The following is a 23957-nucleotide window of genomic DNA, read 5'->3' as shown; positions in this document are numbered from 1 at the left end:
TCGTCCGTAACGTTGCGCTCGCTTGCCAACGGACCGTGTCGCCACATGGGTCGAACCGAACGCGCGGAGGAACTGAAGTGCCGATCAGCAGTCGAATTGCGGGATTCAAAGATTTGTCACCAATGGAGCGTCGCCTAGCTCTGTCGGATCGCACGGGTCTCGACATCTCGGCCTTTGCCCCACTCGACCCCACTGCAGGATTGTCCGTCGAGCAGGCTGATCACATGGTCGAGAACGTCGTCGGTGTCCTCGGCATCCCGGTGGGCATTGCGACCAACATCGTGGTCGACAATCGCGAATACCTGGTTCCAATGGCAACCGAGGAGCCGTCGGTCGTAGCCGCTGCAAGTAACGCGGCCCGCATGACGCGTCCTCACGGCGGCTTCTTCGTGTCGCACACAGGCCCCATCATGCAGGCGCAGATTCAGTTGCTCGATGTGCAGGATCCAGAAGCAGCACGCCTTCGAATTCTCGAAGCACGCGATGAGATCATCTCGCTGTCCAACGCACAGGACCCCACCCTCGTCCGATTCGGCGGCGGAGCCCGCGACCTCACCGTCCGCGTCCTGCCCACCCGCACGGGAATTCATGTCGTCGTACACATCGTCGTCGACGTACGGGATGCCATGGGTGCCAACGCCGTCAACACGATGGCCGAGGCCGTCGCACCACGCATCGCCGACATCGCGGGCGGGCGGTCGCTCTTGCGGATTCTCACGAACAAGGCGGACCTCCGCATCACACGGGCCCGTGCGGTGTTCGATCGCGACCTGCTGGGCGGGCCGGAAGTAGTGGACAACATCGTTCATGCATCTGCGTTCGCAGAAGCCGATCCCTATCGCGCCGCTACTCACAACAAGGGCATAATGAATGGGATCAGCGCTGTGGTATTGGCTACCGGCAACGACACTCGCGCCGTCGAGGCCGGGTGCCACTCGCACGCAGTCGGTGCCGACGGCCGCTACACGGCACTGTCGCACTTCGAGAAGACAGCGGACGGTCACCTGTCGGGAACCTTGGAAGTTCCAATGGCCGTCGGCCTGGTCGGAGGTGCCACCAAAGCTCACCCGGTGGCACGCACGGCGATCGATATTCTCGGTGTCACATCCTCGACAGAGCTGGCATCGGTGATCGCCGCCGTCGGGTTGGCTCAGAACCTGGGTGCCTGTCGGGCGTTGTCCGCCGAAGGCATCCAACAAGGACACATGCGGCTGCACGCCCGAACGGTTGCTGTCACCGCCGGTGCCACGGCAGACGAATTGGACAGTGTCGTTCAGCGGTTGATCGGCGACCGATCGATCCGAGTCGAGCACGCCGAACTGGTGCTCGGCGAACTACGTAACGGCAGCTTCGTATGACCCCGGTCCAGGACGCGGCTCGTGTCCCGAGCCCAGACGTCTATCGTGCTGCAGCGCTACCCGACGCCGTCCGCGTCTACGAAGTCGGACCGCGCGATGGCCTGCAGGCCGAGCCCCACATCGTGCCGACTGAGACCAAGATCGAGTTCTGCCGAAGCCTAGTGGCAGCCGGCGTCACGAATCTCGAACTCACCAGCTTCGTCTCACCTCGTTGGGTGCCACAACTAGCCGACGCCGAAGATGTGATGACACAGGTGAACTTACCGGAATCCGTCCGCCGGATCGTGCTGGCCCCCAACGCACGCGGGCTGGATCGAGCGTTGCGCTCCGGTGCCTCCGAGATCGCCGTGTTCGTCAGTGCCACTGAAACATTCGCCCAGAAGAACCTCGGCACAAGTGTTGCCGCTTCCCTGGCCATGGCAGAGACCGTTGTCGCAGGTTCCACGTCGGCCGGTGTTCCAACTCGCGGATACGTCTCGATGTGCTTCGGCGACCCATGGGAAGGCTCGGTGGATCCCGTACGCGTCGCCGATGTCGCCGAACGATTGATTCAGATGGGGGTGGGCTCGTTGTCCCTCGGTGACACCATCGGAGTCGCGACGCCTGCACACATTCATGCTGTGCTCGACGCCGTCGTCGAGCGCGGCATCGCCGTCGAGCGAATTGCCCTGCATCTTCACGACACCTACGGGCAGGCGCTCACCAACGTCTACGCGGGACTCACGGCCGGGGTTGCCGAATTCGACTCTTCTGCCGGAGGTTTGGGCCGCTGCCCGTATGCCCGCGGTGCCACCGGAAATCTGGCCACCGAAGATCTGGTGTGGATGCTCGACGGACTCGGCATCGAGACCGGGATCGATCTTCACGCCCTGTCTGACGTTTCTGTGTGGCTCGCAGAGCAGATGGGACGGCCCAACACATCGGCAGTCGTCCGGGCTCTGTCCGCGGCGCGCGCCGACGCCATTCAGAACAACTCGACACTCTCCCCCACCCACTGATCACACATCCCCAAGGAACCGACATGTCCAATACCCAAGGCCTCCCCAGGGCTGACGCGAAGACCAAAGAGCAGCGTCGCCATGCCGTCATCGGCAGTTCGGTGGGCACCATCATCGAGTGGTACGACTTCACTCTCTACGGCCTTGCGTCGGCGCTGGTGTTCGCGCCGCTCTTCTTTCCGGGCGCTGGAACCTTCGCCGGGATGCTCGGCGCGTTCGCGGCGTTTGCAGTCGGGTTCGGCGCACGGCCGATCGGCGGTCTGATCTTCGCGCACTACGGTGACCGCGTCGGCCGCAAGATGACGCTTCTGGTGACCTTGATGATGATGGGCGTCGCGACCACATTCATCGGATTGCTCCCCACAGCCGAATCCATCGGCGTCTGGGCACCGATCCTGTTGATCGTGCTTCGCATATTCCAAGGCGCGGGTGCAGGTGCCGAATTCGCCGGGGCCATGACCATGGCAAGCGAATCCTCCGATCCTCAACGCCGTGCATACACTGCGGGATTCCCCGGCGCTTCGGTGTATATCGGAATGGCCCTCGCAACAACCACATTCGCTCTTCTCACTCTGCTTCCCGATGAGCAATTCCTCGCGTGGGGCTGGCGCATTCCCTTTGTTGCTAGCGCTGTGATCGTTGCCTTCGCCATGTATTTCCGTTTGCGGGTCAATGAGACCGCCGCATTCGAGGAAGCCGCGAAAGAGGGCGCCGTGATGAACTCGCCACTGGCCGGAGCCATCAAGAACCACTGGCGCGTGCTGATCTGTGGCATGGCCCTGTTCACGTTCACTCTGCCGTGGGTCTACATCGTGCAGACGTTCTCCGTTTCGTACGTCACCGGCACGCTCACCGTCAATCCGACAGCGGCATTGGTTGCCTTGATCATCGCCGAGCTTCTGACCATTCCGGCCACCCTCTACTTCGGCAAGCTGGCAGACCGCATCGGTCGTAAGCCAGTTCTGTTGGGCGCGGCCGTGTTCGGCATCTTGCTCGCCTTCCCACTGTTCTGGCTGTACGGCACCGAGAACATAATGCTGGTCGGCGTCGGCCTGGTCCTCGGACTCGCAATCATTCAGGGTGCAACGATCGGCGTCTCCGCCGCGCTACTCGCGGAGATTTTCCCAACGAACGCCCGCTGGAGTGGTATCGCGATCTCCCGTGAGATTCCCGCTGCTGCCGTCGGCGGTACCGCACCCCTCGTCGCGACCGCACTCGTCGCGACCTCGGGCGGGAGCCCTTGGCTGGTTGCCGCGTATCTGATGGGGCTCAGCATCATCGGTCTGATCGGAATCGCTTTCCTACCCGAGACTTTGCCCTCCAAGGTCGACGCCGACACACTGGATCCCATCATGGTCGCTGACGTCGAACCCGTCAGCTGATCTGAAGCAAGAACCGACGAAAGAGAATCATGACTTCCCTCGCTCCCGACTTCGTAGGTAACACCGGATCTCTGTCCGGCGTAGTAGTACTCGATCTATCGCACGTCCTGGCCGGCGCATATGCGGCTCAGATGTTCGCCGACTTCGGAGCTACTGTGATCAAGATCGAGAACCCGACGGGTCCAGACGTAGCTCGCGGTTTCCCGCCCTACATGAAGACCGCTGACGACGAGTTCAGCGCCTATTACGCCCAGTACAACCGGGGCAAACTGGGTCTGACACTAGATCTCCGTGCAGACGAGGGCAAGGCCGTCTTGAAGGACCTGGTGGCCAAGGCCGACGTACTGATCGAAAACTTTCGGCCGGGCACGACCAAGAAGTTGGGTATCGATTACGACGTCCTGGCCGCGATCAACCCGAGGCTCGTGTATCTCGCCATCTCCGGCTACGGCCAAACAGGTTCTCGCAGCCTACGTCCGGCGTTCGACAATACCGCTCAGGCAGCGGGCGGATTGTGGTCGATGAACGGTCAGGTCGGCGAAGATCCCGTCCGCGTCGGCGTCACGATCGGAGACCTCTCGGCGACCATGTTCGGGGTGATCGGCGCGCTCACTGCGCTTCGTCACGCGGAGCGGACCGGAGTCGGTCAGCTCGTGGACGTCGCCCAGGTGGACAGTATTTTGGCAATGACGGAGACGGCAGTCGTCGACTACACCGTCGACGGGAAGACGGCAGTGCCATCAGGCAACAAACATGCCTGGGTGAGACCGTACGAACTGTTCCCATGTGCGGACGGGCAAGTATTCTTCGGCGGCTACACGGACAAGCTGTGGAACGCTAGTTGCGAACTATTCGGTACGCCCGAGGCCGCGGTCGATTCCGAGATCGACACCATGAGAAAGCGATTCGATCCTGACGTCTACGAGCGCAGAGTCAAGCCGTTGATCGTCAGCTGGTTCGACGGGCGAAAGCGCTCCGAGCTCGAGGACCTTGCAGGTGCAGTCATCCCGCTCACTGCCATCAAGAACATCGGTGAGGTGGTCGACGACGAGGGCACCGCCGAACGCAACATGATCGTCGAGGCCGATTACGGGAAGTTCGGTGCCCTCCGAATGTTCGGGCAACCCATCAAGATGGGCGTCACTCCCGCGAACCCTGCACGCAGAGCCAACGGACTGGGTGAACACACCGATTCGGTCCTCGCAGGTTTAGTGGGGTACTCCCCGGAACGAATCGCCGATCTGCGCAATGGTGGCGTCGTCTGATGGCAGTGGTTCGAACCGATGAAATCGGGCTTGCCCCCGCACTCGCATATCGGGGAACATTTGCTCCCGATGCGGCAGAACCGAAGCCATTCGGTGCGCTCCCTCCTGGATGGGAGGGTATCTACTTCCCATTCGACGCCGAACTGGACGCGCTTCGGCCAGACGGCTCTCCAGCCGACGACGGCGTGCTGCCGGTAATCGATCTGCCTCGACGCATGTACGCGGGCGAGGACACCGTCTTCCACCGGCCGATCCACTACGGCGATGCTGTACAGCAAACAGTGACGGCCGGCTCGATCACCGAGAAACAGGGGCGCGGTGGACGCCTTGTATTCGCCGACGTAGAACGCACTTACAGAGTGGATGGTGAACTGGCGATATCGAGTGTCTGGCACGACGTGTTTCTCGACGCCGCGAAGCCCGGTGACACGGCCAAGCCCCCGACACCGGCACCTGAGGTCGATTGGTTGTGGTCGGAGTCCCTCGCACTCGATTCACGGCAACTGTTCAGATTCTCGGCGATGACGTTCAATACTCACCGCGTTCACTACGACCGAGACTGGGCACGGTCGATCGAAGGACTCGATGATCTGCTGGTGCACGGACCCCTGATACGAATGCTTCTGTTGGACTTCGCGCTTCGATCACAGCCTGCCGAACGACCTCGCAGCTATTCGATTCAGATGCAAGCACCGATGTTCGTCGATGCTGCCGTCCGCATGGTGGGTAACAGAACCGACAGCGGTTGCGAAGTATTCGCGCTGGACGCCAAGGATCGAGTGTTGGCTCGCGGAAGCGTCGTTTACTGAGGTACCCCAGAGTCCTCGATCGCCTCATCCGGAATCATGGACGAACCCTGCGGCGCATCCGTCGCAGTGCCGCAACGACGCCTCGCGCCGATGAGGCCGCGGCGAACGTGGGGCTTCGCATCGCCTTCGGCTGACGTCAGCTACTGATCGTCTCCCGCGCGGCACCTCGCTCCACCACTCGTCGAGCGGTTCGGGCAACGGCTTCGTCGATCAGGAATCCCTTGCTATCGACGGCCACACCGGACTCGGCACGTTCCAACTCGGCCAACAGTTCCTCGGCTTCGCGCACTTCCACCTCCGAGGGCACGAACACCGTTCGCACAGGGCCGAGTTGAGCCGGATGGATACACGCACGCCCGACAAAACCGAGACCAGCCAGCGTTCGAGTATCGGCCTCGAATGCATCGGCATCGCGGAAGTTTCGCGACACCGCTGCGGGAGGCGGATCTATTCCGGCCGCCACACTGGCTGCGACCACCTGAGCGCGCACGAACGACAGCGACTCCGCGGAGCCGTCGACGCCCAGATCGGCGGCCAGGTCCACCTCACCGATTTGAAGAAACTTGACCCGAGGCGCACGGGCGATCTCCAGTGCAGCGAACACTCCGGCGGCCGACTCGATGAGGGGCGAGACCACCGCGCTACTGCCACTCAGTAGAGCATCGGCCATCTCGACCTCTAGAGCAGACGACACCTTGGGCAGCCAGATGCCGGTCAAATTCGGGTGCAATACTGCACGAATATCATCCTCCTGCAACTGCCCTGGGTTCACGCGCACCCAGATCTGTACGTCCCCCGGATCGCAGGCGGCCACCCACGCGGCCACCGTCGCACGCGCATGATCCTTGTTCGTCGCGGTGACGGCGTCCTCGAGATCCAACACCACCGCGTCGGTACCCGAATTCAGTGCCTTGTCGAACCGCTCCGGCACATCCCCCGGGACGTAGAGGTACGTCAGAGCGGTCCTCATCCGATGACTCCCGTGCCCGCGACGAGGGACTTGGCGATGACGGTCCGCATGATGTCGTTGGTCCCCTCGCCGATGGCCATGAGCGGCGCATCGCGGTAGAGACGCTCGACGACGAACTCGGTGGAGTAGCCGTAGCCACCGTGAATGCGCATGGCTTCGAGGCTGGCGGTGATGGCGGCTTCGGAGGCGAAGTACTTCGCCATGCCGGCCTCCATGTCGACGCGCTTGCCCGAATCTGCCTGTGATGCAGCCCAGTACGTCATCAGGCGTGCAGCCTGCAGCTGGGTCGCGATGTCCGCGATCTTCAGCTGGATCGCCTGGAACTCGGCGATGGGCTGACCGAATGCAGTGCGCTGCTTCGCGTATTCGAGGGCGGCGTCGTACGCGGCCTGAGCGATTCCGACGCTCCGTCCGGCGATGTTGAGACGGCCGATCTCGAGACCCGACAGTGCCTGCTGCAGACCACGACCCTCCACACCACCGAGTAGCGCATCGACGGGCACGCGCACGTCGGTGAACGTGATCTCACACGATTCGGTGCCCTTGTAGCCGAGCTTGCCCATGTCGCGCTGCACCTCGAACCCGTCGGTGCTGGTGTCGATCAGCAGCATCGACATTCCCTTGTGCGCGGGGGTCGTGGTGGTGTCGGTCTTGACCAGTACCGGAAGCACATTCGCATGTCGGGCATTGGTGATCCAGGTTTTCGCGCCGTTGACGACGTAGTGGTCGCCGTCTCGCTTGGCGGTGGTCTTGATGCCCTGCAGGTCGGTTCCGGCACCGGGCTCGGTGAGGCCGACTCCCGTTCGCCATTCACCGGACGCGAGCTTCGGCAGCAGCGCCTTCTTCTGCTCCTCGGTGCCGTGCTTGCCGATCATCCAGCACGACAGGTTGTGGCTGCCGAGAATTCCGGCGACGCCCATCCACCCCCGGGCCAGCTCCTCGTAGACCAGGGTGAACGAGACCTTGTCCAGGTCGAGGCCGCCGTACTCTTCCGGCGTCGTGATCCCGAACAGGCCCATGGCCTTCATGTGCTCAACAATCTCCGTGGGGTACCGCCCCGTCTTCTCCCACTCGTTCGCGACGGGGATGATCTCCTTGTCGACGAAGGTGCGCAATGCTTTCCGGAAGGCCGACTGTTGCTCGTCGTACGTGAAGTCCATGATGATGTCCTGTCGATTGGGGTGTCGTCGATCGAGGTGTCAGGGTGCCGGCGCGATGGCGGCGGCGAGATCGAGAATGGCGGTCAGGTCGGTTTCGTCGACCAGTCCGAGGACGCGGTCGGACAGCTCGTTCGCGCGGGAGTCGTTGCCACAGTTGGCGAGAAACTTCTCCAACAGCCGGTCGTCGCTCAGGGGAAATCCGGCGGATCCCTGACTACCGCCGACGGAGGCGTCGAGCACTCGTCCGTCGGTGAGAGTGAGAACCGCCCTGCCCGACGCGGCCGCCGCGGGAACCTCGGACGGTAGGTTCGCCACCCGCACCTTGCGGGCAGTGACGAGGACGTCCTCACGTGCGATGGATTCGTCGGTGTAGGTCGAGACGGTGATCGCGCCGTCGTGCAGCAGAGCGGCCACGCTCCACGGCAGATCGAACTTGCCGTCGTAAGTGCTGCGCGGTGACGCGACCCCGGTGTTCGGTCCGCAGACGAACGGGCTCGAATCGGGGTGAACGAACACCTCGATGTCGGCCACGTCGCTCGCCTGAACCGCACTGTCCCCGAGCGCCTTCGACACTGCGTCGAGCGTGACGTGCATCAGCTGGCAACTGGGGTACGGCTTGATGCCGATTCGGGTGGCTTCCCACCGCGTGCCGAGTCCTTCTGTCAGTGCCGCGAAGTTCGTCGGCCGATCGGTCAGCGCAGCGTAGATGCCGCGTCGACCTTCCAGAACCGAGGACGGTCCAGTAGCACCGGCGGCGGCGAGCCGGGCGGCCAGCACACCGTTCATGCTGGCCGATCCTGGATGCAGCGCCTTGGTGTCCGCGTCCGTGTCGAGGAACTCGAGCAGTCCCGAACTCGACGATCCGGCGATCCCCAGAGCGTTGACCATCGTCTCGGTGTCGAACTTCGAGAGGTGTCCGGTGACGAGTGCGGCCGTCAACGGTCCCACCGCTGCGGTGGCATGCACGCCCCGAGCATGGAATCCGTGGGGACTGACTTCACCGAGACGACATGCGGTTTCGAGACCGAGGGCTGCTGCCGTCAACACATCGGAACCCGAGGCGTACACCTGTTGCCCGACGGCGATCGCCGCGGGAAGAGATACGGCCGTCGCGTGAACCAATGCTCCGGCGTGGGTGTCGTCGAAGTCCAGCGAGTGCAGCATCACCCCGGTCGCGAAGGCGGCCGCCGGCGCGGACAGGCCTCGGGTGCCGGTGAGCGGCCGCGCCTCGGGTGGTCCGCCGAGGGTGTCGGCCACCGTCCAGCCCGGTCGGCCGTAGCCGAGGCGTTGGGCCGCAACGGTATTGCCGACGCCGTCGAGTAGGTGACGCGCGGCCGCGTGCCGGACGTCCTCGGACAGATCGGCGACGGTGACACTCGATGCCCACTCCGCCAGGATCGTCGAGGTCACGCCCGTACCTCGTCCTTCGCCGTTCCGAAGGCGCCCTCCGCCTTCAGTTTTGCGACGCGCTCGTCGTCGTAGCCCAGCTGGTCGCGCACGATGTCGTCGAAGTGCTCGTTGCGCTGCGGCGCTCGGCGGTACTGCTTGGCCTCGGAACCGAAGTTCACCGGGGACGCGACCTGACGCACGGTGTCGTACACCGGGTGCTCGGTCTCGACCACAAGATTGCGTGCGAGCGTGTGCGGTTCGGTCAGCGCGTGCTCGACATCGTTGATCGGACCGGTCGGCACCCCGGCCGGGCCGAGCTTCGAGAGCCAGTGCTCGACGGTATTGGTGGCGAAGACTTCTTCCAGGATCGGCAGCAGCACGTCCTGATGCTTGCCACGGAGCGAGAAGTTGGTGAACCGTGGATCGGCACCGAGGTCCGGGCGATCGATGGCGACGACGAGTCGGTCCCAGAACTTCTCCTTGGCGCAGCCGACGATGAGCCAGCCGTCCGTCGCCTCGAAGGCCTGGAACGGAACCAGGGATGGGTGCGCCGAGTTCTTCGTACGGATCGGCTCGAAGCCGGCGTTGAGATGCCAGGTCGCGGGATAGGTGAGCAGAGACATCGCAGTGTCGTACAGCGAGACGTCGCAGTCACCGCCGATGCCGTCGCGTCGGGCAGCGTGCAATCCCGACAGCAGCGAAATGGCAGCGACGAATCCACCGGAGTAATCGACCAGCGACAGACCGGATTTGGTGGGCGGGCCGTCCGGGTCGCCGGTGACGCTCATCCAGCCGGCGAGACCCTGCAGAATGTAGTCGTAGCCAGGCTCTTTCGCGCGAGGGCCGGTCATACCGAAGCCGGTGAGACTGCAGCACACGATCGCGGGATTGAGGTGCTTGAGCTGGTCGTAGGTGATGCCGATCTTCTCGGGCACATCACCGCGGAGGTTGGAATAGACGGCGTCGCTGGTACGGACGAGGTCCTCGAACACCGCTCGACCGCTCGGGGTCGAAAGGTCAAGGGAAAGAGAACGTTTGTTGCGGTTGAAGCTCTCAAAAAACAACGAGTCCTCGCCCTCGTTGTAGGGCGGGACGTAACGGCCGACGTCACCGCCAACGCTGGGGTCCTCGATCTTGATGACATCCGCGCCGAGGTCGGCCAGATGCAAACTGCCAAACGGGCCTGCGCCGTACTGCTCGAGGGAGATGATGCGGACGTCTTCGAGTGGCCTCATGCGTCGGAATCCTTAATCTGGGGAAGTTCGAGCGGGCCGTTCTGCGCTTCGGGGAAGTAGTTCTGCCCGATGCCACTGTCGCGGGTGGCGACCATGACCGAGCGCTTCCATGAAATGACTTCGACGCCATCCTGATTGAGGCCGCGGGTGATCATCGAGACGATGCCGGCATAGGGGCGTGATTCGGACTTGCGCAGTCCGGTGCAGATGCTTTCGGCGTAGAGCGTGTCGCCTGCGTACACCGGGTGCGACATCTTGATGTCGGTGAAGGCGAGGTTCGAGATCGCGTTCTGACTCATGTCGATCACCGAAAGTCCCAGCACCACAGAGACTGTGAAACCGGAGTTGACGATGACCTTCCCATCGGTGATGGGGTTCTGCGATGCCAGGTGCGCGTTGAAATGGTTCTGGTTGGTGTTGAGCGACAGCAGCGTGATCCACGTGTTGTCGGTCTCCGAGATCGTCCGCCCGAAGGGATGTTGGTAGACGTCCCCCACGGCGTAGTCGTCGAAGAAGCGCCCCAGAACGGCCGGATGGATTGCCACCGTGTCTCCTCGTGTCAGTTTGGCGAGTGCCTTACCTAGACCATAAACATCAGATGTTTACGGCGTCAAGGGTTCGAGGAAACCGACAATCAACGAAGTTCAGGTGAATCGACCCGATAAAGAGCAGATGTTTACGGGTTGCGTAGTCGATCCATCTGTCGGTACGAGTCGCCGAGGTGGTCGAGATGCTTGCGCATCAAGTCCATCGCGGCCATCGAATCACCCGCTTGCACCACGTCCAGCAGTCCTCGGTGGTCGCTGTCGACGCACTGCCAGAAGCCCTCGGGCGCGTGGTCGCGACCGAATCGACCGGACAGGACGCGAAAGACAGGAGCGGTGATGAGCTCGAGCAGGGGGTTGTGGGCCGCGCGAAGCAAGACGAGGTGGAATTCCTGGTTCTTGGCGAAGGTCTCGGGCCCCTGCACTTGATTGGGGTCGAAGATCGTCGCGTTGAGCTGCTCTAGATGCTCGTCGGTGCGGCGGAACGCAGCAATGCCTGCGGCCGGTACCTCCATCAGGTTGCGGACTTCCATCAGCTGGTCGACGGTGACGGTTTCGGCTGCGGCCATCAGGGCCACACCGGTCTCCAGATGCTCACTGATGTGTCCGACGCTGGGGACGGCGACGAAGCTTCCTCCGGTCACTCCCCTGGTCGTCTCGATCAGGTTCTGACTGGCCAGGGATCGGAGAGCTTCACGAATGGTGCTACGTCCGACACCGAATTCGGCGGTGAGCTCGGACTCGCCTGGTAGCCGCTCCCCCGGTTGCAGCTCACCGGACAGAATGCGGCTCCGAAGATGGCCGGCGAGAACCGCATACGCGGGGACACTCTTGGCGGTGGCCTTGAGCGAAGCCGATTGAGCCACTTCTGCCCCCTGGTTGTCGACGACGGGTACTGGTCGGCTCGAGCTTAGCCTGGCCGATGCTCGGAGATGCAGGGATCGCAACCCTCGATACATCCGCTCTTTCGTAGGAAAACTCGGACACCGACGCGGACGAGACTGGATATTTGGACAAAGTAGACGCAATACATCAGAGGTATTGCTTTTCCGGTCGATCATCAGCACTATGACTCATGTCACCTCAGCGGTGACCCAACGACTTCGTAGGACAGGCGTAGCACGCCTTCCCGCTCCACTCGGGCACCGACAGAACGGACGCAGCATGAAACGCATTGGAGTCGACGTCGGCGGCACGTTCACCGACGTCGTCCTGTGGGACGACGACGGCACGGTCGTCGTGCACAAGACCCCGTCCACCAATCACGACCCCTCGATCGGCACGATGGACGGAATCACCGTTCTCGCCGAACGCGCCGGGATCGACCCGTCCGAGATCGACATGTTCTTCCACGGCACCACCGTGGCCACCAACATCGTGCTCGAGCACAACGGCTGCGACGTCGGCATGATCACCACCGAGGGTTTCCGCGACCTGCTGCACATCGCACGCAAGAAGCGTCCTCTCAATTACTCGAATTACCAGGATCTTCCGTGGCAGAAGTGGCAGCTCGTGCCGCGACGCAACCGTCGGGTAGTCCCCGAACGCATCGATGCAGCAGGAAATATTCTGACTCCGCTCGATGAAGATGCTGTGCGAGAACAGGTTCGACTGCTACGTGAGCGAGGCGTGCAGGCCATCGCCGTCGCATTCCTTCACGCGTACCGCAATCCGACTCACGAGCAACGCGTCAGAGCCATCATCGAGGAGGAGTTCCCCGGCGTCTTCATCTCCCTCTCCAGCGAGGTGGCCCCGCAATACCGGGAGTACGAACGCTTTTCGACCGCCGCGCTCAACGCCTTCATCGGACCGAAGACCTCGAAGTACATCGAGAACCTCGCCGGTAAGGCCAAGGCGGCGCAGGTCGGCGAAGACGTACACCTCATGACCTCGGCCGGCGGGCTAGTCACCTCGCGCAGCGCCAGCGAAATCCCGGTCTCACTCCTGACCAGCGGTGTGGTCGCCGGCCTGCTCGGTGGCTGCGCCATCGGCAAGGCATCCGGCTTCCCCAGTGTTATCACTCTCGATGTCGGTGGCACCTCTGCGGATGTCGGCGTGGCCCCGGACGGCGCGCTACGGATGAAGCATCTGCTCGACACGCGGATCGGTGACTATCACGCGATGGTGCCGATGGCCGAGGTCGACACCATCGGTGCCGGAGGCGGTTCCATCGCCGTGGTCGACGACGGGGGCATGTTCCGCGTCGGACCACGCAGTGCGGGTGCCGTTCCCGGTCCCGCCTGCTACGGACACGGCGGCATCGAACCGACCTCCACCGATGCCATGGTGATGATGGGATGGCTGCGCGAGAAGAGCTTCCTGTCCGGAACCATGGAGGTCAAGCCCGAGCTGGCGCGCGAAGCGATTCAGACTCACATCGCCGACAAGCTCGACACACCTCTCGACGACGCCGCGATGGGCATCTTCAAGATCCTCGCCCATTCCATGACCGAGTCGATCAGCCTGCACTCGGTGCGCAAAGGCTATGACCCGCGCGACTTCTCACTGATCGCCGAAGGTGGTGCCGGTCCGCTGTTCGCCTGGCAGATCGCTGACCAGCTCGGTATTCCGCGCGTGATCGTGCCCGGTCACCCCGGCATCACCTCCGCCGTCGGCCTGCTCACCACCGACATCCGCTACGAGGAGCCGACGACGGTGTGGACGTCGTCTGCAGACCCGAACATCGATCTGCTGCAGGAGCAGGTCGAGCGCCTGTCCGCGCTCGCCGTCGCGCAGCTCGAGAAGGACGGTGTTGCGGCCGAGAACATTTCGCTCGAACGCAGCGTCGACTGCCGTTACGTCGGCCAGGGCTACGAATTGCGCGTCGCTGCGCCGGACGGTGAGATCGACGACGTGTGGGTCAAGAGCGTCGCGGAGGCGTTCCACGACGTGCACGGCCGCACCTACTCACAACGGTTCGACGACAAGCCCGTGCAGCTGATCAACGTCCGAGTCACCGGTGTGGGTGCGGTCCCGCACGTGCAGATCGCCGACATCGCCGTGGGCACCGCCGACTCCTCGGCCGCGATCAAGACGACCACCAAGGCCCTGTTCTGGCAGGACGAGACATCCGCGCCGCAGTGGGTGGACACCCCGGTCTACGAGCGGTCGTTGTTGTTGGCGAACAACGAGATCGACGGTCCTGCGATCGTCGAGCAGTTCGATTCCACCACGATCATCGGTATGAACCAGCACGCCACCGTCGACGCCGTCGGCCACATCATCATCGAGAGGAACCCCGCATGAGCAAGGCGCTGATGCCCACCACCGGAGTGTCACTGGCGGGCGAATCCACTCGAACCTGGAACGACGTCGAGGTCGACCCCATCACGCTGCGCGTCATCGGCGGAGCCCTCCAGTCGATGGCCAAAGAGATGGCCCAGGTGCTCTACCGCATGGCGTACTCCTCGCTCATCCGAGAGTCCGAGGACCTCGGCGCGGGCATCTTCGACATCAACGGACGTGAACTGTGCGAATCGGATTCGACTCCGATGCACTGTGGTTCGATTCCCGCCTACATCAAGGGCGTCAACCGTCGCCTCGCCGGAACGTACAAGCCCGGAGACGTGGTGCTGCACAATCATCCGTACCACGGAGCGGCTCACTCCCCCGATTACGGCGTGATCATTCCGATCTTCTGGCAGGGCGAGCACATCGGCTTCGCCGGGTGTACCGGTCACGTGTCCGACGTCGGCGGTAACTTCCCCGGCCTGTGCATGGACGTCGTCGACGTGTGGGCCGAGGGCAAGCTGATGGACTCGATGAAGATCTACGAGGCCGGCGTCCGCAACGACTACCTGATCCAGCACATCCTCGACAACGTCCGTACACCGGAGCAGAACCGCGGCGACCTCGAAGCCTTGATCGCGTGCTCGCGGATCGGGGAAAAGCGATTCACCGAGCTGCTCGAGAAGTACGGCCTCGACACCGTGATGAGTGCGGGCGAACGCTGGATGGACTACTCCGAATCCATGCTGCGCAGAAAGATTCGAGAGATTCCCGACGGCAGCTACACCGCCCCCATCGGATACCTCGACGACGACGGTAAGAACCGCGACGAACCGCTCAAGGTGGCCGTGCGGGTGCAGGTCGAGGGCGAGGACATCCTCATCGACCTCACCGGCTCGAACAGCCAGGTGCCCACCGCGTTCAATGTCCCGTTCGAGGGTTCGGTGCTGCCGGTGGCCGTCTCGGCCATTCGTACGATTCTGCTCGACGAGGACCTGACCGAGGAATTCGTTCCGCAGAACGACGGGTGCTTCCGTCCGGTCAAGGCCTATGCGCCCGAGGGCACGATCTTCAACCCGGACTTCCCTGCGTCGTGCTTCGCGCGGTTCTCGCAGGTGAACCGGGTGTTCGACTCGATCAACCTGGCTCTGGCCCCGGTGCTTCCGGATCATGCGATCGCAGGGTCGTCTGCCGCTCTATGCGCCATCGCCTACTCCGGTATCGCGCCGGACGGCGAATCCTATTGGGTCTACATCGAAATCAACGAGGGCTCGTACGGCGGCCGCAACGGCAAGGACGGTATGGACGCCGTCGACGCCCTGATGGCGAACACTCGCAACAACCCGATCGAGGAGCTCGAGCTCAACCACGCCATGCGCGCGTTGCGTTACGAGCTGCGCGACGAGGCTCCCGCGCCAGGGAAGTGGCGCGGCGGTATCGGCAGTGTGCGCAAGTGGTTGATGGAGACCGATACGTTCCTCGGTTCCGAGGCCGACAACCGGTCGGATCCTCCGGCCGGAGCCCTCGGTGGCCACAACGGTGTGTCCGGCTCGTTCACCAGGAATGCCGGGACCGACCGCGAGGAAGTGTTGTACTCCAAGGTCACTCAAGAGACGATTCGTTCCGGTGAGACGCTGGAGATCAAGCTCCCCTCGGGCGGTGGCTTCGGAAACCCGTTCGAGCGTGATCCGTTCCAGGTGCTCAGCGACGTCTGGGACGAGTACCTCACCGAGGACGATGCTCGACGCGACTACGGTGTGGTCGTGAACACCGATTCGTGGACGGTCGACGAGGACGCGACGGCCGAGCTGCGCGCCCGGAGCGCAGCCTGATCGAGGACGGGACCTTCGGCGGTGTCGTCCGGTGGATCGACGACCGGAACGACACCCCGGGGCCCCTGTCCGGCCTGCGCATCGGCGTCAAGGACAACATCGACGTGGCCGGCGTCGAGACCACCTGCGCGTCGGAGTTCTTCGAGGACAACGTCGCCGCGTCGGACGCCGAAGTCGTCTCCCGCCTGCGACGCGCAGGCGGGTCGGTGTTCGCGAAACTGAACATGGCCGAGTTCGCCGTCGGCGTCACCTCGCAGAATTCGGCCGCCGGCCCGTCGTACAACCCGTGGAATCGCACCCGGGTGCCCGGCGGATCGAGTGGCGGATCGGGGATTGCCGTCGCCGCTGGATTAGTCGACGCATCCCTGGGCACCGACACCGGCGGGTCGGTGCGCCTACCCGCCGCGGCCTGCGGAATCACCGGTCTTCGCCCGAGCTGGGGATCGATCAGCAACGACGGCGTGTTTCCGGTGAGCGAGCAGTTCGACACCGTAGGCCCGATGGCGCGGTCGGTTACCGAGGTGAAAGCCCTGTTCGACGTCCTGTCCCCCAGCTCATCCGAGCCCTCGGAGGTCACACGCATCGGCGTGCCCACTGTGTTCCTCACCGCGGACGTGGACTTTGGCGTTGCGCAGACCGTGACGGCCGCGGTGCGCACGTTCGCCGAACTGGGGTACGAGATCGTCCCCATCGAACTCGCGCATGCAGCCGACGCCCAGGACATCGTCTACACGATCGTGTACGGCGACCTCGCTCGGCGCCATCGGCACCGGCTCGACACCGAGCCTTCACGCTTCCAACCCGCGACCTACGAGCGAATAGCGTTGGGCCTGAGCATCTCCGAGTCCGACCGTGCCCGTGCACTTGCTGGCCGTGATCGATTCCGCGAGGCCATGACCACCACGTTCGAGATGGTCGACGTGGCGCTAACCCCGGCCATGCCCGTCGATGTTCCCCCGAGGGACGGGGGTGACGACGTGGTCGCGCTCTCGCGCCGGATGGGGCAATTCACGTATCCGTGGTCGTTGCACGACGGCCCGACGCTGGCTCTGCCGGTCGGCTTCCACCCGTCCTCGGGCATGCCGGTGGGAGCGCAACTCACCGCTGCGGCGCACCGTGAGGGTGCGTTGTTCGGTGTCGGCGAGCGCTATCAGTCGGTGAGCAACTGGCATCGGGCCACGCCACCGCATACATCAGATCTTTAACCAGTGTTGCGTGGTCAATCTTCGGACTTTGTGCGCATTTACCCAACCTTGACGCCTAAAACATCTTATGTTTAGGTAGAAGGCAGCTGTTACATACGTCTCACTACAGGTGAGTATGCGACAGCCGACACTCCCACTTCGGCACCGTCACGCCGATCATCCAGCGAGGACGCAGATGCACTTACGCCGAGCCACGTCCATCATGGCAGCACTGATGCTGTCCACCGCATTGGTGGCCTGTGGATCCGATCCCGGTCCCGACGCGGACCCGGCCAACCCGGTCACGATCGACGTCACGGTCTCGGCAGCAGCCGAAATCTACAGCATCCCTTGGCTTGTCGCGCAGAAGCAGGGACTGTTCGAGAAGCACGGTGTGATCGTGGAGAACATCGTGCCGGGCAAGGGCGGCAGCGCGACCATGCGCACACTGCTCGACGGCAACATCCCCATCGGTGAAGTCAGCTACCCGTCGATCGTCCAGGCGGACGCGGCCGGCTCCGAACTGCGCATCGTCGGCGGTGGCACTCAGGGGCCGTACCCGATGAATTTCTACGCGCTCGCCTCGAACCCCAACATCAACTCCATCGAGGACGTCCGCCGGTGGGCCTACACCCGCCCCAACTCGGCCTCCGACGCCCTCACCCGCCTCATTCCCTCACTCGCGGGCGTCGACCCGAGCCAGATCGAGCGGGTTGCCTCCGGCGGAATCGGCGAAGGCTTCGCACTGCTCGAAGCCGGCAACGTCGATATCGCCCTCGTTCCCTCCATCGTCGCCGAGCAGCGACCCGAGGACTTCAAGCTGATCGTGAGCAGCCCCGACTACATGTCACGGTTCTTGCAGTCGACGATCACCACGACCAAGGACTACGCCGCGAGCAACCCCGGCGTCGTACGAGCCATCAACGCCGGCTACACCGAGGCGGTCGCGTCGATCGAGGCCGATCCTGTTGCGGCTGCCGAGATCTACGCGGCATACACGGGATTCGACGTCGAGTCGGCCACCGCAGTGGTCGAACGCGCGTCCTCGGTCGGCACGTGGGGCGGCGGATTCGACACAGCGTCCGTCGAATCCGCCCAGGACGGCGTGGAAGCGTCGGGGAGCGATCGTGTACCCAATTTCTGCACTCTGTTCGACCCGGAGTTCCTCGCCGAAGGAGTCGAAAGCGATGTCCCCGGCGACTGCGACTCCTGACCCAAATTTCCCACCACCAGAAGGTATCGACGTGACTCACGCAGCGACTCGACCCCGCCCCGACACCACCTCCGCCATCGCCGTCGCATCGTCGGTGTCACGGCGCTTCGGTGATGTGACCGCTCTCCACGAGATCGACTTGTCCATCGGCCGAGGCGAATTCGTCTCCGTTGTCGGGCCCAGTGGCTGCGGCAAGTCCACTCTGCTCGAGGTGTTCGCCGGACTACAGGATCACGACGGCGGCACCGTGCACGTCGACGGCCAACCGCTCACCGGCCCTCGATCCAAGACTGCAGTCATCTTCCAGGAATCGGCGACGCTGCCCTGGCGGACCGTCCGCGACAACGTCGCGTTCGCTCTCGAAGTCCGGGGTGTCGGGAAGAAAGAACGTTGGTCCCGCGCCGACGAGTTGCTGAACACCGTGGGGCTGAGCAAGTTCGGCGACCACTACCCCACCCAGTTGTCCGGCGGTATGCGCCAGCGTGTGGCCATCGCGCGCTGCCTGTCCATGGAGCCCGACCTGATTCTCGCGGACGAGCCGTTCGGTGCACTCGACGAGCAAACGCGACTGGTGATGTCGTACGAGCTGCTCAAGATCGTCGAAAAGCTCACGTGCGGAGTCTTGTTCATCACCCACAGCATCCAGGAAGCAGTACTGCTGTCCGATCGCGTGCTGGTGATGAGTGCGCGGCCCGGTCGATTCATCGACGAGGTGGACATCGACCTGCCGCGTCCACGGTCCGAAGACGTACTGGCCAGTCCCGACGCTGTGGCTCTGCACGAACGTATCTGGTCGCGGCTGCGGGACGAGGCCAAGAAGACGATGAGCATCGAACCATGAGTGCGCCCACGCGCGAGAGCACGCGCGCCTCCGTGGTCCCCGGATACATCCGGCCGGCCCCCTCCACCCAACTCGGTCTCCCCGCATGGGGATGGACGGTGCTCATCCTCGTCGCGGCACTGGTGGCCATCGACATCTCGGCCCGGTTCTTCGCCTCACCGCTCGACATCGTTCCGGTGACCGACATGATCTCGACGTCGCTGAGCCTGCTGACCGACCCAGAGTTCCTCGTCGACGAGTTGGGCCGGACGCTGGGCATCATCGTTCTGGCGTTTGTGCTCAGTTCCGTACTCGGTGTTGCCGCCGCCTACGTTCTGTGGCGGTACGAGCTGTGGGACAGAGCGTTTCAGCCGTATCTCAACGTCTACTACGCGGTCCCGACGTTTGCGCTCTACCCGATCATGGTGGTGTTGTTCGGTGCCGGTGTGGCTCCGATCGCCATTCTGTCCACGATCTTCGCGTTCGGTGTGGTGGCGTTGAACGCCCGCACCGGTTTCAACTCGGTATCGCCGATCGTCACCAAGCTCGGCACCACACTGATGCTCACGCGGTGGCAGTACTTCCGATCGGTTCTACTTCCGTATGCGTTGCCGAGCATCGTGACCGGACTGAAGCTGGGGCTCTCGTACGCCGTCATCTCGGTGTTGGCCAGTGAGTTCATCCTGTCGACTCAAGGCCTGGGCCACTTCATCTCCATCGCCTACGACGGGTTCGACATCGCCGACATGTACGCCGGGATCCTCATCGTGGCGCTGATCGCTCTGCTCTCGACCTCGCTGATCTCTCTCGCACTCAACCGATTCGATTGGAGGCGCCGCTGATGAGCAGCACCTTGGACAGAGTAGCCACCGCCCCAACAATTCCCCCGAAGGTCACCTCGTCCGCAGGCCGCACCAACGCCCGACGGTTCCTCCCACCACTGGTCGTGGCCGTCCTGGCAGTCTTGATCTGGTGGGTAGCGGCCGTTCTGGTCGACAGTCTCATTTTCCCGACGCCTGCCGAGGCCATGGCCTCACTCGTCGAGGACCTGGGCAAGGCAGACTTCCGGGCCAATGTCGGCGACTCCCTGCGCATCCTCGTGCTCGCGTTTCTCGCCAGCACGGTCGTGGGTTCCCTGCTGGGCCTGACGCTCGGACTGAGTCCGTTCTGGACCCGAACCATCGCCCCGATCGTCTACTCGATCAACAGCATCCCGAAGATCGTGCTGTACCCGATCTTCCTGTCATTCCTCGGTATCGGCGCATTGAGCCGATTCGGATTCTCCTTCTACGCCGCCTTCATCCCGATGTTCCTCGTCGCGGTCGAGGCGACGGCATCTGTCCAGAGAATCCACCTGAAGATGGCAGCATCCCTGCAGGTGAGCTGGCCCAGGTTGATCCGTCAGATCGTCATTCCCGCGGTGCTCCCGGCGCTCGCAACGGGTATGCGGATGACCTTCGGCTTGGCGTTCCTGGGACTGCTTCTCGCCGAGATGTTCTCGTCGTCCAGCGGAATCGGATACGAACTTCTGCGCAACGTCAGCCTGGTGCGGATGGAGAACATCATGGGCACGGTCGTGCTGATCCTCGCGATGGCACTGCCACCCACGATTGCGTTGCAGTGGTTGGAAACTCGCATGACCTCGAAATACGGCGGTCGGCATCAAAGACACGCCTAGCAGTGCACCCGCTCTAACCGCCTATCGCGGCCTGGGGTGAACGTCGTCCGCCCAGACCCGGGCACGAGTACGAGCAAACCTTACTAATTCACGATTAGCGTCGACCGCCGATCTCGACACCCTGCGCCTCGCGTGTCTGATCGGTGCCCGGCAAAAGACGGATCTGCGGTAACTGCGCAATATCGTTGACGACAAGGCGAGCTTCGTCTTCCCAACGGATTTGGCCGCTGACATCTACCATCATGAAGATGTGAGGACGATTGCATCCATCTGATTCGCATTGCTCGCGACGTCAACGCCAACGTCGACCACCGGCGTTCGGCTACCGCTTCGTCATCAAGGAGCTGACCATCCGCGACGTCGTCGCTAGGCAGACACATCGCGCCCGTGGTCAGAACGATGCTTCCGGGCCAGGTTTCCCGAAAAAGTGCGGCCTGAACAGTAACGCAGGTGCAACCATGCGCGACGATCTCGTGGACCGGCAGTTCTTCGCGCAGACTGAAGACAAGCGCAAGGCTCACGAACAACGCCAAACACCTCACGAATCAAACCAAGCAGTCTCTCTGCACGATCGAGGACGCGTGGTCGAACAAAATTGCCGGTTACTCGATCGCATTCAGGATGAAAGCACCACTAGCCGTGTTCGCGTTAAGCGACGCCGTAACGCAATTCGAGGCGTTCGGAGCCACAATCCACTCGGTCAACGCTAGTGGAGTGCCGTCTCTACTGTTCGTTCATGCGTTCACTAAAGACGGTCGAGCGAATCAAAGTACACCGGCGGCAGTGGCAACGTCGCAACGAAGTGGTTCGACACACTGCTACGACGCAAAATATCCTCGACAGCCTTTAGATTTCGCAGGATCGACTACGTCTGGCGACCGCGAGCTGGTCAAGCAAGAGCTAGCACCGCGAGCGCCGCCAACGCCGACTCGGTATGTTTACCACAATTAAGTTTGAGCTGACCAACCGGATTCCACACGACGTCTGATCCGTTCCATCCCAAGTCTGAACCGAACTGGAGCAGTCCCGAGGGCCGAGATCCGAGATCCGAGATCCGGGATCCGGGATCCGGGACCACCTCACATGGCCACGCGAGCAGCCAGCAAACGACGTGCAAGTCTCTTGACATCAACCATGCGACATCCCGTCACCAGCCACAACGCGAGGTCGCCCAAAAAACGTACGAACATGCGTACAGTAACTGAAACGATTGTTAACGCAAGGAGCGCAGAATGACAGAGCCGTCAAGTGCCTGGCTTAACTGACCGTGGTATCGCCGAAGTTGGCCACGGCGGTAGCACTGACGTAGAACTGCCAAAGGTCGTAAGCCTGTTCTCCGGAGCCGGGGGGTTAGACCACGGCTACCACTCGGTGGGGTTCCCTCTGGTACTCGCAGTCGACAGCTCAAGATTCGCGATAAAGACACATAAGCGTAATTTCCCATCGACCACGTCGGTCGCTGACGACCTTATCTCCATGCAGCCAGAAGGCGTACTAAAGTGTTTGGCAAATCGTCTTTCGCAAGGCGACTCAATAGGAATTATTGGCGGGCCACCTTGTCAGGGATTTTCGAGAGCGAACACTGGATCCAAGCCGGATGACCCACGCAATAAACTACCAACGCTTTACCTAGAGATAATCGAAGCTCTACAAACCAAATATGACGTTCGCTTTGTGATCTTTGAGAACGTTCAAGGCATTCGCGATGCAAAGCATTCGCAAGTATTCAATGCAATACTAGACAAATTCGCTAGCTTAGGACTTTCAGCTAAAGTTGAAGAGCACTCAGCTCTCGATTATGGAGTCGCCCAAACGCGCAACCGTGTAATAATTTCCGCCTTTGCGTCCGCGGAAGAGTCCGACGCCTTCCGACCTGCCAAGATCAGAAGCGACAGGCTCACAGTGCGCGATCGAATCGCGGGATTGCCCGAACCGGTCTATTTCTCGCGTGCAATCGACCCAGCCGATATACCGTTCCATCCGAATCATTGGACGATGAAACCAGTGTCCAAGAGATTCCGAGACCCCGACGGTGCCGGTTCATCCGGCAGAAGCTTTCGCCGTTTGGACTGGGACAAACCCAGTCCTACTGTCGCGTACGGCCACCGAGAAATCCATGTGCACCCGAGCGGCACTCGACGGCTCAGCATTTACGAGGCGATGCTATTGCAGGGATTTCCGCATGACTTTGTGCTTGAAGGTACATTGAGCGCGCAGGTTGAACAAATTTCAAACGCAGTTCCACCCCCTGTAGCTCTTGCACTAGCGGAGGCGACCGCAGCCGCACTCAATTACTCAACGGCGCAATCTATGCCTAGGCAACTACAGGGTTGAACTGCCCGAAGCTCAACACCAGGAGGACGCAGCAGTGCCACCAGGATCTCCGTCCGGTTATAAGGGCCTACAACTGTCTGACTCGGAGTCTGGACCTCGGCACGCGGGTTCGTGGATTGGGCATTTGTTGGTACTTGGCAGTCGGGTGAACCACTGGTCCCGCACAAATCCCGGACGTCAGGCGGTGGTAACGCTATCGGTGCCGACTCGAGATTTTGCAGCGGCACTCACCGGCTGCGGCTGGTTGATGGCCGCCCGACCAGCAGCGCTTCTCGCAGTACCGGACGCAGTAGGGAATCTGAAGGTTGGGGCGTCGGTTCGCATGCTGACCCCGACAAAAATCGTCGTGGGCCAGTTCAAAGGCGTCGACTACGCGAAAGACCGCCTAAACATCAGTGGCGACCGGTGGGTCTTAAGCAGCGTGCGAGCGATATGTCAGCTCGACTCAGATACCGAGTATCGTAGACAGACAATCCCTATCGCGGGTCCAATTAGTCGGTCAGCCGGTACGCACATCTGGTGGGAACGCAATCTATGCACGCCATCCGCCAGTGTCG

General features: G+C 62.4%; 19 protein-coding genes. 13 read left to right on the top strand and 6 right to left on the bottom strand.

Translation table 11 applies throughout. The annotated features are described in order from the left end of the window. Positions 1-77 precede the first annotated feature (77 nt). From CH305_RS17255 to CH305_RS17235, 5 genes are read left to right on the top strand one after another with little or no spacing between them, the layout of a single operon-like run. Positions 78-1358 (top strand): hydroxymethylglutaryl-CoA reductase, degradative, encoded by a 1281-nt coding sequence (locus CH305_RS17255; protein ID WP_094704377.1) that lies wholly within the window; start codon positions 78-80, stop codon positions 1356-1358. Beyond that, a complete protein-coding gene (locus CH305_RS17250) occupies positions 1355-2356 on the top strand; it encodes a hydroxymethylglutaryl-CoA lyase (RefSeq protein ID WP_094704376.1) in 1002 nt (333 codons plus the stop codon). Before CH305_RS17255 ends, CH305_RS17250 begins: the two co-directional genes overlap by 4 nt. Positions 2357-2379: 23 nt before the next feature. Beyond that, positions 2380-3738, top strand: a complete 1359-nt coding sequence (locus CH305_RS17245; protein ID WP_094704375.1) for an MFS transporter — start codon at positions 2380-2382, stop codon at positions 3736-3738. Between the two features lie 29 nt (positions 3739-3767). Next, the gene (locus CH305_RS17240) at positions 3768-5003 is read left to right on the top strand and encodes a CaiB/BaiF CoA-transferase family protein (RefSeq protein WP_094704374.1); all 1236 of its coding nucleotides are present in this window, start codon (positions 3768-3770) and stop codon (positions 5001-5003) included. Further along, positions 5003-5812 (top strand): MaoC family dehydratase N-terminal domain-containing protein, encoded by an 810-nt coding sequence (locus CH305_RS17235; protein WP_094704373.1) that lies wholly within the window; start codon positions 5003-5005, stop codon positions 5810-5812. The genes CH305_RS17240 and CH305_RS17235 overlap by 1 nt, the downstream gene beginning before the upstream one ends. A gap of 136 nt (positions 5813-5948) precedes the next feature. Here the strand turns inward: CH305_RS17235 and CH305_RS17230 are convergent, their stop codons facing one another. The 6 genes from CH305_RS17230 to CH305_RS17205 all read right to left on the bottom strand — a co-directional run bounded on the left by CH305_RS17230 (position 5949) and on the right by CH305_RS17205 (position 11977). Beyond that, positions 5949-6782: a CoA ester lyase gene (locus CH305_RS17230; protein ID WP_094704372.1), complete on the bottom strand. Its 834-nt coding sequence runs from the start codon at positions 6780-6782 to the stop codon at positions 5949-5951. Continuing rightward, positions 6779-7942, bottom strand: a complete 1164-nt coding sequence (locus tag CH305_RS17225; RefSeq protein ID WP_094704371.1) for an acyl-CoA dehydrogenase family protein — start codon at positions 7940-7942, stop codon at positions 6779-6781. The genes CH305_RS17230 and CH305_RS17225 overlap by 4 nt, the downstream gene beginning before the upstream one ends. 39 nt (positions 7943-7981) lie before the next feature. Continuing rightward, positions 7982-9352 carry an MmgE/PrpD family protein gene (locus tag CH305_RS17220; RefSeq protein WP_094704370.1) on the bottom strand — a complete coding sequence of 457 codons (1371 nt, stop codon included), beginning with the start codon at positions 9350-9352 and terminating at the stop codon, positions 7982-7984. Next, a complete protein-coding gene (locus CH305_RS17215) occupies positions 9349-10566 on the bottom strand; it encodes a CaiB/BaiF CoA-transferase family protein (RefSeq protein ID WP_094704369.1) in 1218 nt (405 codons plus the stop codon). The genes CH305_RS17220 and CH305_RS17215 overlap by 4 nt, the downstream gene beginning before the upstream one ends. Next, the gene (locus CH305_RS17210; protein ID WP_032379726.1) at positions 10563-11111 is read right to left on the bottom strand and encodes a MaoC family dehydratase; all 549 of its coding nucleotides are present in this window, start codon (positions 11109-11111) and stop codon (positions 10563-10565) included. The genes CH305_RS17215 and CH305_RS17210 overlap by 4 nt, the downstream gene beginning before the upstream one ends. A gap of 131 nt (positions 11112-11242) precedes the next feature. Further along, entirely contained in the window at positions 11243-11977 is a 735-nt protein-coding gene (locus CH305_RS17205; protein ID WP_249305372.1) for a FadR/GntR family transcriptional regulator, read from the bottom strand. Between the two features lie 298 nt (positions 11978-12275). Between CH305_RS17205 and CH305_RS17200 the strand changes: the two genes are divergently transcribed. From CH305_RS17200 to CH305_RS17165, 8 genes are all read left to right on the top strand, one after another. Next, a complete protein-coding gene (locus CH305_RS17200; RefSeq protein WP_094704368.1) occupies positions 12276-14357 on the top strand; it encodes a hydantoinase/oxoprolinase family protein in 2082 nt (693 codons plus the stop codon). Beyond that, positions 14354-16171 carry a hydantoinase B/oxoprolinase family protein gene (locus CH305_RS17195; protein WP_032402635.1) on the top strand — a complete coding sequence of 606 codons (1818 nt, stop codon included), beginning with the start codon at positions 14354-14356 and terminating at the stop codon, positions 16169-16171. Before CH305_RS17200 ends, CH305_RS17195 begins: the two co-directional genes overlap by 4 nt. Further along, entirely contained in the window at positions 16117-17376 is a 1260-nt protein-coding gene (locus CH305_RS17190; RefSeq protein WP_256983827.1) for an amidase, read from the top strand. Before CH305_RS17195 ends, CH305_RS17190 begins: the two co-directional genes overlap by 55 nt. Before the next feature lie 175 nt (positions 17377-17551). Further along, on the top strand, positions 17552-18568 hold the full coding sequence (locus CH305_RS17185; RefSeq protein ID WP_094704367.1) for an ABC transporter substrate-binding protein: 1017 nt from the start codon (positions 17552-17554) through the stop codon (positions 18566-18568). A gap of 76 nt (positions 18569-18644) precedes the next feature. Beyond that, positions 18645-19409 carry an ABC transporter ATP-binding protein gene (locus tag CH305_RS17180; protein WP_179278325.1) on the top strand — a complete coding sequence of 255 codons (765 nt, stop codon included), beginning with the start codon at positions 18645-18647 and terminating at the stop codon, positions 19407-19409. Further along, the gene (locus CH305_RS17175; RefSeq protein ID WP_094704365.1) at positions 19406-20230 is read left to right on the top strand and encodes an ABC transporter permease; all 825 of its coding nucleotides are present in this window, start codon (positions 19406-19408) and stop codon (positions 20228-20230) included. Before CH305_RS17180 ends, CH305_RS17175 begins: the two co-directional genes overlap by 4 nt. Then, the gene (locus tag CH305_RS17170; RefSeq protein WP_094704364.1) at positions 20230-21066 is read left to right on the top strand and encodes an ABC transporter permease; all 837 of its coding nucleotides are present in this window, start codon (positions 20230-20232) and stop codon (positions 21064-21066) included. The genes CH305_RS17175 and CH305_RS17170 overlap by 1 nt, the downstream gene beginning before the upstream one ends. A 1248-nt stretch (positions 21067-22314) precedes the next feature. Next, complete coding sequence (locus CH305_RS17165; RefSeq protein WP_256983825.1) at positions 22315-23400, top strand: DNA cytosine methyltransferase; 1086 nt, start codon at positions 22315-22317, stop codon at positions 23398-23400. Positions 23401-23957: the final 557 nt, after the last annotated feature.

The organism is Rhodococcus sp. 15-649-2-2 (genome assembly GCF_002258645.1).
Taxonomy (GTDB): domain Bacteria; phylum Actinomycetota; class Actinomycetes; order Mycobacteriales; family Mycobacteriaceae; genus Rhodococcoides.
This window is presented reverse-complemented; position numbering and strand designations above follow the sequence as displayed.